This window comes from Dyadobacter jiangsuensis, assembly GCF_003014695.1.
GTDB lineage: Bacteria > Bacteroidota > Bacteroidia > Cytophagales > Spirosomataceae > Dyadobacter > Dyadobacter jiangsuensis.
In genome coordinates, this window is sequence record NZ_PYAS01000001.1 from 424,371 (window position 1) to 438,856 (window position 14,486).

Sequence of the window (14,486 nt, forward strand, 5' to 3'; positions counted from 1 at the left end):
AAATGAACACGCAAAATCTTACCTGGGCGCAGCGCGACAGTGCCGTGAACTGGCACCCTTTTACGCCGATCAAGACGGCCGGTGAAGCTGTGGCCATCCTCCGAGGAGAAGGGGCCTATTTATATGATGAAAACGGCAAACGCTATATTGACGCCATCTCGTCGTGGTGGGTGAATTTGCACGGGCATGCACATCCGTACATCGCGGAGCAGGTGTACGAGCAGTTGCGCACGCTGGAACACGTCATTTTTGCGGGCTTCACGCATCCGTCGGCCGTAGCGCTTTCGGAGGCACTGCTGGCGGTCCTGCCGGAGAATCAGGAGAAGGTGTTTTATTCGGATAACGGCTCCACGGCCGTGGAAGTGGCCTTGAAAATGGCTTTACAATACGCCTACAACCGGGGTGAAAAGAAAACTAAAATCCTCGCATTCCGGCAAGGTTACCACGGCGATACTTTCGGGGCGATGGCCGTTAGCGGCCGCAGCGGCTGGACGGAGCCCTTCGCCGAACTGCTCTTCGATGTAATCCACATTGATCTGCCCACGGCAGAAAACCTGCCCGAAATCCAGGCATTCGTCGACCAGCATGCCGACGAGGTCGCCTGTTTTGTGTACGAACCATTGGTACTGGGGGCTGGCGGAATGCTGATGTACGAGGCTTCTCAGCTCGATACCCTGATGCGCTACTGCCGGTCCAGGCATATTCTGCTCGTTCAGGACGAAATATTTGTTGGTTTCGGCCGGACGGGGCGGATGTTCGCGGCCGACCATTTAACCGAAAAACCCGATATCATGTGCCTCTCCAAAGGACTCACGGGCGGTACCATGCCTTTGGGCGTTACCACCTGCACCGGGGCGGTTCATCAGGCATTTTCTACGGATAATGTTTACGGTACATTGTTTCATGGCCATTCCTTTACGGCCAACCCGCTGGCATGCCGGGCGGCGCTGGCCAGTATGGATCTGCTCAAAAGCGCGGAAACGCAGGCGGCCATTGCCAGGATCTGCAAGCAGCATGAAGCATTCCGCGCACGTATAGCCACGCACGCCACCATACATGCCGTTCGCCAGCAGGGTACGATCCTGGCCATGAATATCGGCGACAATGGAAAGGATGCCTATTTCCGAAATCAATGCAAGCCTGTTTTCGAGGCTTTACTCCAAAAGGGCGTTCTGCTTCGCCCGCTTGGAAATGTGCTGTATCTGGTTCCTCCTTATTGCATCAGTGACGAAGATTTGCAATATGTCTACGATTCGATCATCGAAGTCTTATCCTGATTCTTGCTTCACAACATCGGCGCTTCGCCATCACGTCGGGTTACTTTCGTAGTAACCCGACGTGTATATTCAATAAAAAGTATAGAATAGTATAGTTGTTTCCGTTTCTTATTCAAAACTGCTTTAAAGTGTCTGAATGATACTTATTAATAGCTATTTGGCCTAAAATAGCAGCACGGCCGCTTTTGGTATTTCTGGAAAAAATATTTATATTTAAAATAGTATAGAATAGTATAGGTTAGAATAAAATTGTGTTCTTTTGATAAAAAATTAAACAATGTGATTGTGTCGGGCGGCATCCGGAGGCTGGCCCGGGATAGCTCGTGTTTCACTTTATAACCCTTTTTAACATGATTTTTTCTACCCGCTTTTCTCCACTGCTGCTGGCCGTGGCGCTGTTTTTCAGCGCGCTGGCGGTCAGGGCCCAGGTACCGGTTTCGGGCCGGGTAACGGACGCGTCCGGCCCGCTCGTCGGTGTGAGTGTGATCATCAAGGGTGCCAATGGCGGCACGTCCACCAATGCGGAAGGACATTTTACGATCAATGTGCCTTCTGCCGATGCGGTTCTCGTTTTTTCTTACATAGGTTATATTCCCCGTGAAATTCAGGTTGGCAAGCAAAGCAAGCTCGATGTGCTGCTCGAAGCCGACACCAAAGCGCTCGACGAAGTGGTGGTGGTAGGCTACGGGACCAAAACCCGCGCGGACCTCACCGGATCGGTATCGACGATTAAAGGTGCCGAGCTCGAAAAATCGCCCGCGAGCAACCTCACCAACTCCATCGCCGGCCGCGTACCGGGCCTGATCGCCAACACGAGGAGTGGCGAGCCGGGCAACGACAACGCGGAGATATTCGTCCGCGGCAAGGCTACGCTCGGCAGTACGGGCGCGCTCGTCGTGATCGACGGTATTCCCGACCGTTCGGGCGGCTTTGCGCGGTTAAACCCCGCCGATATCGAGTCGTTTACCGTGATCAAGGATGCTACCGCGGCGATTTACGGGGCCCGCTCGGCCAATGGGGTGATCCTCATCACGACCAAGCGCGGGCAGGCCGGCAAACCGGTGTTGTCCATCGGTACCAACTGGTCGCTCACGCAGGCGACGCGCGTGCCGCAAATGCTGGGTTCCTACGAATACGCATTGGCTACCAACGAGTACGACCGGATGATCGGCCAGAACCCGACCTGGCCCGACGCCTCCCTGCAGAAGTTCCGCGACGGCTCCGATCCGCTCTCGTTCCCCAGAACCGACTGGTGGGATGCGACCATGAAAAAACAGGCATTGCAGCACAACCAGGTTATTTCCCTGCGCGGCGGTACGGACAAGGTTACCTACTTCCTTTCCGGCCAGTACCAGAAACAGGATGGTATTTACAAAAAGGATGCGGCTTATTACAAGCAGGCCCAGGCACGCGCCAACGTGGATATGGCCGTGACCGACAACCTGAAAATCGGGGTGGATGTGCTGTACCGCAACGAGTTCCGCAATTCGGCGGTCGGCAACTACAATGCCGGGGCGATATTCCGGGAGTTGTGGCTTGCTTATCCGTACCTCGTCCCTATTTATCCGAACGGGCTTGTGGGGCCGGGTATCGGCGGTGGGCCCAATAACAGCATGGTGTATGTCACCAGCGGCGAGGCCGGCTACAACCGGAATACCAACGACTATTTGCAGACCAAGACCTATTTCAAATGGGATTTGTCCAAGCTGGTCGACGGGGTGTTTTTGGATGGGTATTATGCTTATGACCTCACTTTCTCGAAGAACAAAGCATTTACCAAAACACCTCCGCCTGCTTTCCGTTACGACGCGGCCACCGGCAAATACGTGCAGATCAACTCGGCCATTAAACCGAGCTTGTCGGAGGTGCGGGGTACATTGAAACAAAACCTGATGAACATCCGGCTGGGCTATAACAACCGGTTTGGTGACCATTCCGTGGAGGGTTTTGCCGCGTATGAACGCTTCGAAGGCAATGCCGACGAGATCAGCGCGTTCCGGTCGAACTTCCTCAGCAACTCGCTCGACCAGCTTTCGGCAGGCAGCCTGATCGGCCAGCAGAACAACTCGACTGCCGCGCAGACGGGCCGTAACAACTTCATCGCCCGCGCTTCCTATGGTTTCAAGAATAAATACCTGTTCGACTACAACATGCGCTACGACGGCTCGCAGAATTTTCCCGAAGGAAAACGCTACGGCTTTTTCCCGGCGGTTTCGGCGGCATGGCGCATTTCGCAGGAGGATTTTTTCAATTCCAAAAGCATTACAGAGCTGAAATTGCGCGGCTCGTGGGGTAAGACCGGTAACGACGTTGTTTCGGCATTCAACTACATTCAGACCTACCTCCTCGGAACCGGTTACGGCTATTCGCTCGGGCCTGCTGCCTCGCAGGTAAGCTCGCTCGTGCCCGGTCCGACTCCCAACAAAAACATTACCTGGGAAGTAGCTACCACCACCGACGTCGCGCTCGACGCGCAGTTTCTCAAAGGCAAGCTGGGCGTTACCATCGACTATTTCCGTTCCATGCGCACGGGCATTCTTATCACGCGCAGCGAGTCCGTGCCTGCGTACACGGGCCTGACCCTACCTAATCAGAACCTCGGCAAAGTGCTGAACCGCGGGATCGAACTGGAAGCCTATTATAATGGCACCATCGGGAACAGCTTCGGGTACAATATCAGGGGTAACCTCACTTTCGCCCGCAACAAGGTTATTTTCATGGACGAGGCCGCAAGCGTGCCTTCCTACCAGCGCAAAACCGACATTCCGATCGACTCGTGGCTCGTGTATGAATCCGACGGCCTGTACCAGAACCAGGCAGAGATCGACGCCAGCCCGCACCCGGCCAACACGGCTCCCGGAGACATCCGTTATAAGGATATCAATGGCGACGGCGCGATCAATGGCCTGGATCAGGTACGGAAATCGTCCGTGCGGACGCCGCAGCTGATCTACGGCACCTCGCTGGGTCTCTCATGGCGGAATCTGGACCTTTCGGTGTTCGTGCAGGGCCAGGCAATGGCGCAATCCTACCTCGCACCGGCGGGTTTGAATATGGCCAGGGAGTTTTTCGACGGCCGCTGGCAGAAAGAGGGGGATAACCAGTTCCCACGCAATTTCAATGGCCCTACCGGCGCATCGAGAGGGGTGAACACGCTTACTTCGGACTTCTGGCTGCGCAATGCGGCATTCGTGCGGCTGAAAAATGTGGAGCTGGGCTTCACGGTACCTTCCGCTTTGCTGAAAAAGGCCAAAATGCACAGCGCAAGGATCTATATCAATGGCAGCAACCTGTTCTCGATCGACCAGTTCGGGCCTTCTTTTGATCCTGAAATGCCGAACAACACAGGCTACTACTATCCACAGCAGCGTGTCGTGAACCTGGGCGCCAATATCAGCTTCTAACCCTTACCATTCAACCGATGAAACCACAAACCAACCATACAATCCAATCCGGCATTCAGGCTGCGAAAAGCGCGGTCGGCTGGTCGGGAAAACTGCTTGCGGGCATTTCCATCGCGGCAGGCATGCTGGTCATGAACTCCTGCAAGGACGTGCTCGACCTGAAACCACAGAATGCCTATTCGGAGTCCGACGTATGGACCGATCCGAACCTCGTACAGGTATTTGTGAACGGCATTTACAATCAGACGGTGATGGCATACAAAGACGGCGGCTTCGGCTGGGGCGCGCAAACCGACGAGCTGTACGGTAACTTCAACTGGACCAACGAAAACAGCTACGTACAAGGCGAAGCCACGCCCGACAACCAGACATCTTCTTCACTGAACCGCTGGGGCGATCTGTATTCGTCCGTTCGCAATTGCAATGTGTTCCTGAAAAACGTAAGCCAGCTGGACACCGTTTCCAATGCGCAAGCCGTGCGGACGATGCGCGGAGAGGTTTATTTTCTGCGGGCGCTGGCCTATTTCGAATTGTTGAAGCGATTCGGCGGCGTGCCGCTGATCACCAAGGTGTACGATGTCAACGACACAGGTTTTAATGAAAAGCGCGCTTCGTGGACGGAAACCAAGGACTTCATTCTCGCCGACATCGAACAGGCAGGAAAGTTATTACCCGCGGCCTATTCGGCCGACCTCGACAAAGGCCGCGCGACGACAGGCGCCGTTCTGGCCCTCAAATCAAGATTGCTGCTGTACGCGGCGAGCCCCTATTTCAATACCTCCGGCGATAAAAAGCGCTGGCAACAAGCCAAGGAGGCGGCGAAAGCCGTGATCGATTTCAAAGGCGCGTCCTATGCCTTGTATGGGAGTGCAGCCAATGGGACGTACAACAAGACTTACCTGGAATTTTTCAATCCCGAGGTGATCTTTGCCCGCGTTTACAGCGGACTGGCGAGAGCCGACCGGTACAATACCGTGAGCCGCGACCTCAGTCCGAATGGTTATGAGGGTTACAGCGCCTATAATGTGATCCAGCAAATGGTCGATGCTTTCGAAATGGCCGACGGGACTGCATTCAGCTGGGCCAACCCGGTGCATGCGAAAAGCCCGTATGCCAACCGTGATCCGCGTTTTTATGCGACGATCCTGGCCAACAACCAGCTGTTCAAAGGCCGCACCACGCAGTTTTTTGAAGGCGGGGACGATTCACCGCAGAGCCCGTATTCTCCATGGAATGCCTCCAAGACGCGCTATGTGATCCGTAAAATGGTGGACGAGTCGGTCGACTGGCAGAAGCAGGACTATGCTGCCTCGCAATGGGTCGGTTTCAGGCTGTCGGAAATTTACCTGAACTACATGGAAGCCTGTGCGGCATTGGGCGAGGACGGCGAAGCGCTTACCTACCTGAACAAGCTGCGGTCGCAAAAAGCAGGTATGCCGCCGGTGAATGCGTCCGGCGCGGCATTAATGGACAAGATCAGGCAGGAGCGCCGCATTGAACTTTGCTTTGAAGGCCATCGCTATTTTGACATCCGGCGGTGGGGTATGGCCGAGATAGGGTCGAAGGATGCGCTGGGCGTGATCATTACCAAGCAGGCCGATGGCACGTTTACCTATCAATCGGCCACTGTACAGAAGCGGACGTGGCTCCCGGCGCTCTATTTCTACCCGATTCCGCGGACGGAGTTGCAGCGGAACCCGGCATTGACCCAGAATCCCGATTATAATTGATTGAGGATATTTATAAAGACATTGTATTTTAATTCAAAAACAAAAGGAATGATCAGATTCATCGCAGCTGCTTCCATCTTTCTGGCTGCTCAGCAACAGGGAATGGCGCAAAGCGAAACGTTAAAGTTCCGGTCGACGGACGCCGCATTGCAAACCGCTTTCGATCGGGCCGCGGAAATGGCGCTGAGCCATGTGGGTAGTCCTGCCGATCCGGTGGGAGATTGGTACGAGGCGGCATTGCCTTCTCGCTTCGCATTCTGCATGCGTGATGTGGCGCACCAGAGTATGGCCGCTGAAATGTTGGGCCTGGGCAAAGCGAACGCCAATATGTTCTCCCTTTTTGCCAAAAACATCTCCGATAGCAAGGACTGGTGCTCCTATTGGGAAATCAACAAGGAGGGAAAGCCTGCGCCGGCAGATTACCGGAACGACGACGAGTTCTGGTACAATCTCAATGCGAACTTCGATGTAATGCAGGCGGCCTGGAAGCTCTATTTGTGGACGGGCGACAAGCGGTATGTCAATGGCCCCGAGTTTGCTGATTTTCACCGGAAATCGGTCCGCGAATATGTGGAGCGCTGGGTGTTGCAGCCGGATTCCCTGCTGTCGCGCCCGTTACACCCGAATGCGCACGGGGGCTACAACGACAAAGACGCGTTCCACCGTTGCCGCGGGCTTGCGTCGTATTCCGAAGGCGTGCATGACCTGAAAATGGGCGTCGACCTGATCGCCTCGCTTTCGCGGGGAATGCAAACTTATGCCGATATGCTGCGCCTCGAAGGCAAAACCACTGAGGCATCCGCATTCGATCAAAAGGCCGAGCAATACCGCCGGCATATCGAAAACAAATGGTGGAGCGATAAAGAGGATAAGTATTTCACCTACTATTCTTCCAAAGGCGCATTCGGATATACCGAGGGCGAGACTTTTCTGCTTTGGTTTGATGTGTTGAAGGATACCACGCGGACCCGCAAAACGATCGATCAGATCCTGGCGCGTGACTGGAATATGGAAAACCAGTCGTATTTCCCTTATGTACTGGGGCAATACGGCTATCCCGAGCAAATCCGCAGCCAGATTCTCCACCTGACGGACCCGGCCACCAAACGCCGTGAATACCCCGAGGTTTCCTATGGAGCCGTACAGGGCGTGGTGCAGGGCATTATGGGGATCGACGCGGATGCGCGCGTGAACCGGATCACGACGCTGTTCAACGGCCGGGCTGCGGATACGCATACGCTTGAAAACCTGCCGGTTTTGCAGCGTACCATATCCGTAACCGAAAGTGCAAAGACGGCCTCGCTGCGTAATGCCGGGCTGTCGGCCGCTCCTGTCCAATGGCGGGTGATGTTTGCTGGAAAGCATCCGTTCATGATGGTGAATGGGAAGAGACGGAAGGCCAGCCAGATGCTCGTGAAAGGATCGCGCACGGTGTCGTTCCTGGATGTGACGGTGCCCGCCGGTCAGGAGGTCACTGCCCGGATCCAGTAGTTTTTACAGTCCTAACCCCTGCGGCCATGCGTTGCAGGGGTTGTTTTAAGTTTTTAGCTTTACGAAGTAATTACCGCCGAATGGAGAGCATATTTGATAAAATAAAGGAATTGCGGGAAGTAACATCCTATTCCAAACACGACCAGATCGTCGTAGGGATCATCAATGCGATTGACCAGAAGATTGTTTCACCCAACGACTTGCTGCCGTCGGTGAACCAGATGATCCAGGAACTGAACTTCTCCCGCGAAACCATCCGCAAAGGGTACGGCGAACTGGTAGACCGGGGAGTGGTTGAATCCAAAAACAGGATCGGGTACTACGTGACCAACGCGCAGACCAGCCAGTTCATGAAAGTGGCCCTGATCATGTATAATCTCGATACATTCGAAGAACTTTTTTACCGGAATTTCCGGAAGGAGCTAGGCCAAAAGGTGCATCTGGACGTGTTTTTCCACCATGGCAGTGTTGATGTCCTGGAAAGTACCCTGTTCCAGATCAAAGGGAAATACGGCATGTACGTGGTAGCGCCGATCCCGCACCGCAAAACGAAGGAAATCCTCGAAACCATTCCCCGGAGCAACCTCCTCATATTCGACCGGTTCGAACAGCTCGACGGCGAGGTGAGCTACATCGCGCAGGAGTTCGAGCGCTCGACCTACGCGGTGCTGGAAGCGCTGGCCGACAAGATCCGGCAGTTTGATGAGATCATTTTCTATCATTCTCCGAAATCCCTCGATCCGAAGGAAATCGTGTTCTCATTCAAGCGATTCTTGCATGATTATGCCATTAAGGGGCAGATCGTCAGTGAGTTCGTGCCGGGGTCGGTCGAGAAGGGGAAGGCCTATTTCACGCTCGACAACTTCACGATGTGGTCGATCCTGAAAGAATGTAAAGGCAAAAAATTTACCATGGGTGTCGATGTCGGCTTGCTATCCGTCAACGACGAGCCTGCCAAGGAGTTTGTCGACATTACCACGTACTCGACCGACTTTGCGCTGATGGGCAAACTTGCCGGGCAATCGATCATGCAAAAGCAGAAGATCCAGGTAATCCTGCCCAATGTACTGATCCGCAGAAAAACCTTGTGACCTTCCCATGCGCGAAGAAGTGGCCCTCAGCGGCATCGACGCCGGTATTATCGTGCTTTACCTGGCTATATTGGTCGGGGTAGGGCTCTACTTTTCCCGCAAGCGCCGGATCGAAACGGCCAATGACCTCTTTCTGGGCGGTAGGTCATTGAAATGGTACAACGTCGGGCTGTCCATTTTCAGCAGTAATGTAAGTCCGGTCATGCTCGTGGGCTATGGCGGTATGGCTTACACCACCGGTATGGTCGCTGCCAACTTCGACTGGCTTGCCTGGTGGTTCCTGCTGCTGCTGGCAATGGTGTTCGTGCCGCATTATTTTGCGACGAAAGTGAGCACCATGCCCGAATTCCTGCTCCGGCGGTATGGCCAGCGCTCGTTTACGTTTCTCACCTACTATTCCATGATTTCGACGCTCATCGTGTCGGTGAGTTTCGTGCTGCTCACGGGCGGGCTCGTGATTGCACAGCTGCTCGATGTGCCATTCTGGATGGCGGCGGTAGGCGCTACCGTGCTCGCCACCAGCTTTACGGCTACGGGCGGCCTCGGCGCAATTGCCAGAACGGGCGTGCTGCAATCCGTCGTCGTGACGGCCGCGGCGCTTATTGTCGGTGTAATCGCGGTGAACCGCATCGGCGGAATCGGGGAGGTGATCAGCCGGTCGCCGAAGGAATTCTGGACGATATTCCGCCCCTCCGACGACCCCGTTTACCCGTGGCACGCAGTGTTGCTCGGCTATCCGGTGGTGGGAATATGGTACTGGTGCACCGACCAGACGATCGTGCAGCAGACCCTCGCCGCCAGGGACATCCGGCATGGCCAGTATGGCACCATGCTCATGGCTGCCCTCAAAGCCCTGGTACCCTTCATTTTCCTGCTGCCCGGTATTTACTGCTACATCCTCTACCCGAACCTCCGTAATCCTGATCACGCGTATTTGGTCATGACGGCCAACTTGCTGCCCGTCGGCCTGGTGGGTATTACACTCGCGGCACTCATTGCAGCGCTGGTGTACGACGTCGCCGTGGGTATCAATGCGTTCAGCATGGTTTTTTCTTTGAATGTGTATTCCAAAATCATCGATCCCCATGCCTCGCAGCGAAAACTCCGGACGGTGGGGAGGCTCGTGATCATCGGCTCGTCGTTCCTCGCCATGATGATGTCGATCCTGCTCTCGACCGTCGACAAAGGCCTTTTCGACCTCTCGCAGGCTGTGGGGACCTACCTGGCCCCTCCGCTTACGACCGTGTTTTTAATGGGCGTGATCTGGAAAAAGGCCACCAGCCGTGCCGCCAACCTCACACTGTACCTCGGTTCGCCGCTCTGCCTGGGTGTGGGTATCATGCAACTGTCCGATTTCCCGCACAAAGCATTCTGGCCGCATTTCATGCTGCTCACGTTCCTGCTCACTGCCTTTTTGATGCTGTTCATGGCTGCCGTTTCCCTGCTGTTTCCAGAGGAACGTATCGGTTCACCACTGCCCACGCTGGCCGAAACCTACGCTTCTCAGCCGCATTACGACCGCCGGGGAATATGGCTGGGCTGGGCATGCATCGGCGTGGTGATGGGGTGCCTTTATTTTCTGTTCAGATAAACCGGATTTTCCCCGATAGATTTTGTGACCGTTGAGCTTTCCTTATCGCTTAACACCTGTCGCATGCTTTTCAAAATAACCCAACTTGCCCTGTTCCGTGCTGCTATCCTGGGCACTGCATTGTCCACTCCCGCTTTCAGTCAGCAGCAGCCCGTCGTGATCGACGTCAACCTGGCAAAGGTAAAAGCCCCGATGCAGCCTATCTGGGCGTTTTTTGGCTATGATGAGCCGAATTATACCTATATGAAAGACGGGAAAAAGCTGCTCACCGAAATCTCGCAATTCAGCAAGGTACCGGTGTATGTGCGGGCGCATAGCCTGCTCGTGACGGGCGACGGCGAGGCGGCGCTCAAATGGGGCTCCACCAATGCCTACACCGAAGATGCGCAGGGTAAACCGGTGTATGACTGGAAGATCGTTGATAAAATTTTTGACACCTATATTGAAAGGGGGATGAAGCCCATCGCGCAGATCGGTTTTATGCCGCAGGCACTTTCTTCGAAGCCTGAACCTTACCGTCACCACTGGAAGCCGGGCGATAATTACAACGACATTTACCTCGGCTGGGCCTATCCGCCCAACGACTACAACAAATGGGCTGAGCTGGTGTACCAATGGGTGAAGCACTCGGTGGCCCGCTATGGCAAGAAAGAAGTGGAAAGCTGGTACTGGGAACTTTGGAATGAACCGAATATCAGCTACTGGAAAGGCACTGTTGATGAATACATTAAGCTGTACGACTACACAGCCGACGCCGTCAAACGCGCATTGCCTACCGCTAAAATAGGCGGGCCGGAAGTGACAGGGCCTTCCTGGGACAAATCCGAGGCATTTATGCGGAAGTTCCTCGACCACGTCACGGCCGGTAAAAACTATGTGACCGGTAAAACCGGTACCCCCATCGATTTTATCACCTACCATGCCAAAGGCGCGCCTAAAATCGTGGAAGGTCATGTGCAAATGAACATGGGCACGCAGCTGCGCGACCTCGACAAAGGTTTCGAGATAGTGGCTTCCTACCCGGCGCTCAAAAAACTGCCGATCATCATCGGCGAGTCCGATCCCGAAGGATGCGCGGCGTGCTCGGAAGACGTAAGCCCGCAGAATGCGTACCGAAATGGTACGATGTATTCAAGCTACACGGCGGCATCCTTTGCCCGGAAATACGAACTGGCTGAGGCTCGCGGCGTGAATCTGCTCGGTGCGGTAAGCTGGTCGTTCGAGTTTGAGGACCAGGCCTGGTTCCGCGGCTTCCGGGACCTGGCGACCAACGGTGTCGACAAGCCCGTGCTGAACGTATTCCGGATGTTTGGAATGATGGAGGGAAGCCGGGTGGAAGTGAAGCAAAATCTTGCGTACGATTTCAAAAGAATAAGGGATGAAAGCGTCCGCAAGGAAGCCGATATCAACGGTATCGCTTCCAAGAGTGCCAATTCGGCGGCGGTTATGGTGTGGAACTACCACGATGACAACGTACCGTCACCTGATGCTGCCGTCAAAGTGCTGGTACAAGGCTTGCCTTCGCAGAAAATGATGCTCTACCACTACCGCATCGACAAGGAAAACAGCAATTCCTACGAAGCATGGAAAGCCATGGGCTCGCCCAAACAGCCTACCGCCGAACAAATCCGGCTGCTCGAAAAGGCCGGGCAACTCGCATTGTTCACCTCGCCGCAATGGATCGAACCTAAAAATGGCCAGGCGACGGTGGAAATGCAGCTGCCACGCCAGGGGGTGTCGCTGCTGCATTTCAAATGGTGATTTGTTATCGCATCAAATAGCTGTTCACGGATTCCTTCACCTGCTGCAAGGTCCCGTCTGGTTTCGGGTAAATAGCAGGGATGGGTTTCCCGGAGAACGTTTGCAGGTACAACACCCAGGCATCCCGCCACCATAATGCCTCCTTGTACTGCTTCGCGAGTCGGCCGGAAACGTCGGCGTGGATCGCCGGGTCGACCGAAGTGCTGACCCCGGCCCATTGTTTTTGCATCCAGCGCACCGAATCGGCACCGGTGTAGAACCGGTGGCAAAGTTCGTCCCAGAGATTCCGGCCCGAGCTGAGCTGTTTCGACCATTGCACGTGATGGAACCAGAGCAAATAGGGTAGCGGGCAGGTTTCGGCATTGAGCCAGGCGCTGCTTGCTTTGGGGCGGTATTGCTGTAATGCATTGCTGCCGGAGGTTGTGCGGTCGAATCCCAGGCCGAGGCTGTCGGCCCGGTGGTAGTAAATGGCCGTCCAGTCGGGGCGGGAGCTGCGGTTTTGCCACGGCTCGGGCGCGTAATGGCTGCCTGTCCACGGGCGGGAGAGGCCCAGCGGCGTATTGTAGTCCACATAAATTTCTCTCGAACGGAGCATGATATCGCTGATAGCGGTCACAGCTTTGGTCTCGGTGGTTAATGCAAGCTGCGTCCATTCCCGCGCGATGGTTTCCGGGCTCAGGGTGTGGTCCCAGGCCAGCCGCCCGAAGGCGTACCAGTTGGCTTGCGCCATCGGGTGCCCGGTCCAGTTGCGGTCGGAGCCGGTATTGGCCACGCCGGCGATGCAGGTTAATGGGTAGTTGTGCAGCGAGCCATCGACAATGCGGGCCACGGTGGAGCCTTTGCCATTTACATAAGTATCGGCATCGAGGCATTCCTTGAACAGCGGGGCTTCGTACACCCAGTGTGTCGCGAAACCCATATACTCCTGCGTGAGCTGAAACTCCATACCCAGGGGCGTCCGCGGCATATTCCCGAACAGCGGCGAAAACGGCTCGCGGGGCTGGAAATCGATCGGGCCGTTTTTGACCTGGACGATTACATTTTTCGCAAATTTTCCGTCGAGCGGAGCAAATTCTTCATAGGCTGCCTTGAAACGGTCGGCATTAGGATCGGCCTTGTATACGAACGCCCGCCAGATCACCACACCATTGAATGGGGCCAGCGCTTCGGCGAGCATATTGGCGCCGTCGGCGTGGGTACGGCCGTAATCCTGCGGGCCGGGCTCGCCTTCGGAGTTGGCTTTTACCAGAAACCCTCCGAAATCGGGGATCGCGCGGTAAATTTCCTTCGTTTTTTCGGCCCACCATTTTCGCACTTCCGGGTCGAGCGGATCGGAGGTTTTCAACCCGCCCAGCGTTTTGGGAGCGGCAAAATGGATGGATAAATAAGTTTTAATACCATATTTCCGGAAAACGCCCGCCAATGCGGCCACTTTGGGCAGGTACTCGGCCGTCAGAAAGCGCGCGCTGGCATTCACATTATTCACGACCGTGCCGTTAATGCCGATGGACGCATTAGCCCTGGCGTAATCGGTGTAGCGCGGATCGACGGTTTCGGGCAGCTCGTACCATTTCCACAGCGACGATCCCGCATATCCGCGCTCGATCGTTCCCTCGGGGTTATCCCAATGGTTGAGCATCCGGAGCTGGATTTTCGGGCTGCTTTGCCCAACAGCTTTTTCAAGAGGCAAGTGCTGCTGCAAATGCCGGAGCAATGCAAAACTGCCATACAATACACCCACCTCTTTCGTGGCGGAAACGACGGTATTGCCGTCTTTCATTTCAATGGCATAGCCGTCACCGGTTGCCGCACCGGCCGAAACGGAAAGGATAATGCCTTTCTGGTTCGCAACCGGGTTCTTCACAATTGGAATTTGCTTTCCCAGCATCGCGCTCAGGCCGGTTTGGAGCTCTTTGGCGGCATTGTTCAGTATATCGTCGTTGCCCGATATGGCAATGAAACTGAGCGACTTGCTGTAAGATGTCCTTACGGTTGCATTCTGGATCCGATCATATTTCAGCCAGAGCCGGTACCCGTCGTCAGCTAATGCGTCGCCGTTTGAAATAAAGCCGAAAAACAGCAGCAGCAGTACCAGATTTTTTACGCTGTCGGATAAAAGGGTTTTTGTAAATAACATCATG

8 protein-coding genes are annotated in these 14,486 nt (G+C 54.9%); 7 read left to right on the forward strand and 1 reads right to left on the reverse strand.

Translation table 11 applies throughout. The features are described 5' to 3' along the window. Positions 1 to 2 precede the first annotated feature (2 nt). From bioA to CLV60_RS01615, 7 genes are all read left to right on the forward strand, one after another. Positions 3 to 1,277: an adenosylmethionine--8-amino-7-oxononanoate transaminase gene (gene bioA, locus CLV60_RS01585; RefSeq protein ID WP_106593625.1), complete on the forward strand. Its 1,275-nt coding sequence runs from the start codon at positions 3 to 5 to the stop codon at positions 1,275 to 1,277. 350 nt (positions 1,278 to 1,627) lie between these two features. Further along, complete coding sequence (locus CLV60_RS01590) at positions 1,628 to 4,681, forward strand: SusC/RagA family TonB-linked outer membrane protein (protein WP_106593626.1); 3,054 nt, start codon at positions 1,628 to 1,630, stop codon at positions 4,679 to 4,681. A gap of 17 nt (positions 4,682 to 4,698) precedes the next feature. Then, positions 4,699 to 6,411, forward strand: a complete 1,713-nt coding sequence (locus tag CLV60_RS01595) for a RagB/SusD family nutrient uptake outer membrane protein (protein WP_106593627.1) — start codon at positions 4,699 to 4,701, stop codon at positions 6,409 to 6,411. Positions 6,412 to 6,459: 48 nt separating this feature from the next. Next, positions 6,460 to 7,902: a hypothetical protein gene (locus CLV60_RS01600; protein ID WP_106593628.1), complete on the forward strand. Its 1,443-nt coding sequence runs from the start codon at positions 6,460 to 6,462 to the stop codon at positions 7,900 to 7,902. A gap of 80 nt (positions 7,903 to 7,982) precedes the next feature. Further along, a complete protein-coding gene (locus tag CLV60_RS01605) occupies positions 7,983 to 8,993 on the forward strand; it encodes a GntR family transcriptional regulator (RefSeq protein WP_106593629.1) in 1,011 nt (336 codons plus the stop codon). Positions 8,994 to 9,000: 7 nt separating this feature from the next. Beyond that, on the forward strand, positions 9,001 to 10,584 hold the full coding sequence (locus CLV60_RS01610; RefSeq protein ID WP_106593630.1) for an SLC5 family protein: 1,584 nt from the start codon (positions 9,001 to 9,003) through the stop codon (positions 10,582 to 10,584). Between the two features lie 63 nt (positions 10,585 to 10,647). Continuing rightward, positions 10,648 to 12,345, forward strand: coding sequence for a GH39 family glycosyl hydrolase (locus tag CLV60_RS01615; RefSeq protein ID WP_106593631.1), 1,698 nt, complete (start codon positions 10,648 to 10,650; stop codon positions 12,343 to 12,345). 4 nt (positions 12,346 to 12,349) lie between these two features. On the opposite strand, the gene CLV60_RS01620 is transcribed toward CLV60_RS01615, so the two are convergent. Beyond that, positions 12,350 to 14,485, reverse strand: a complete 2,136-nt coding sequence (locus CLV60_RS01620; protein ID WP_229210761.1) for an alpha-glucuronidase family glycosyl hydrolase — start codon at positions 14,483 to 14,485, stop codon at positions 12,350 to 12,352. Between the last annotated feature and the right edge of the window lies 1 nt (position 14,486).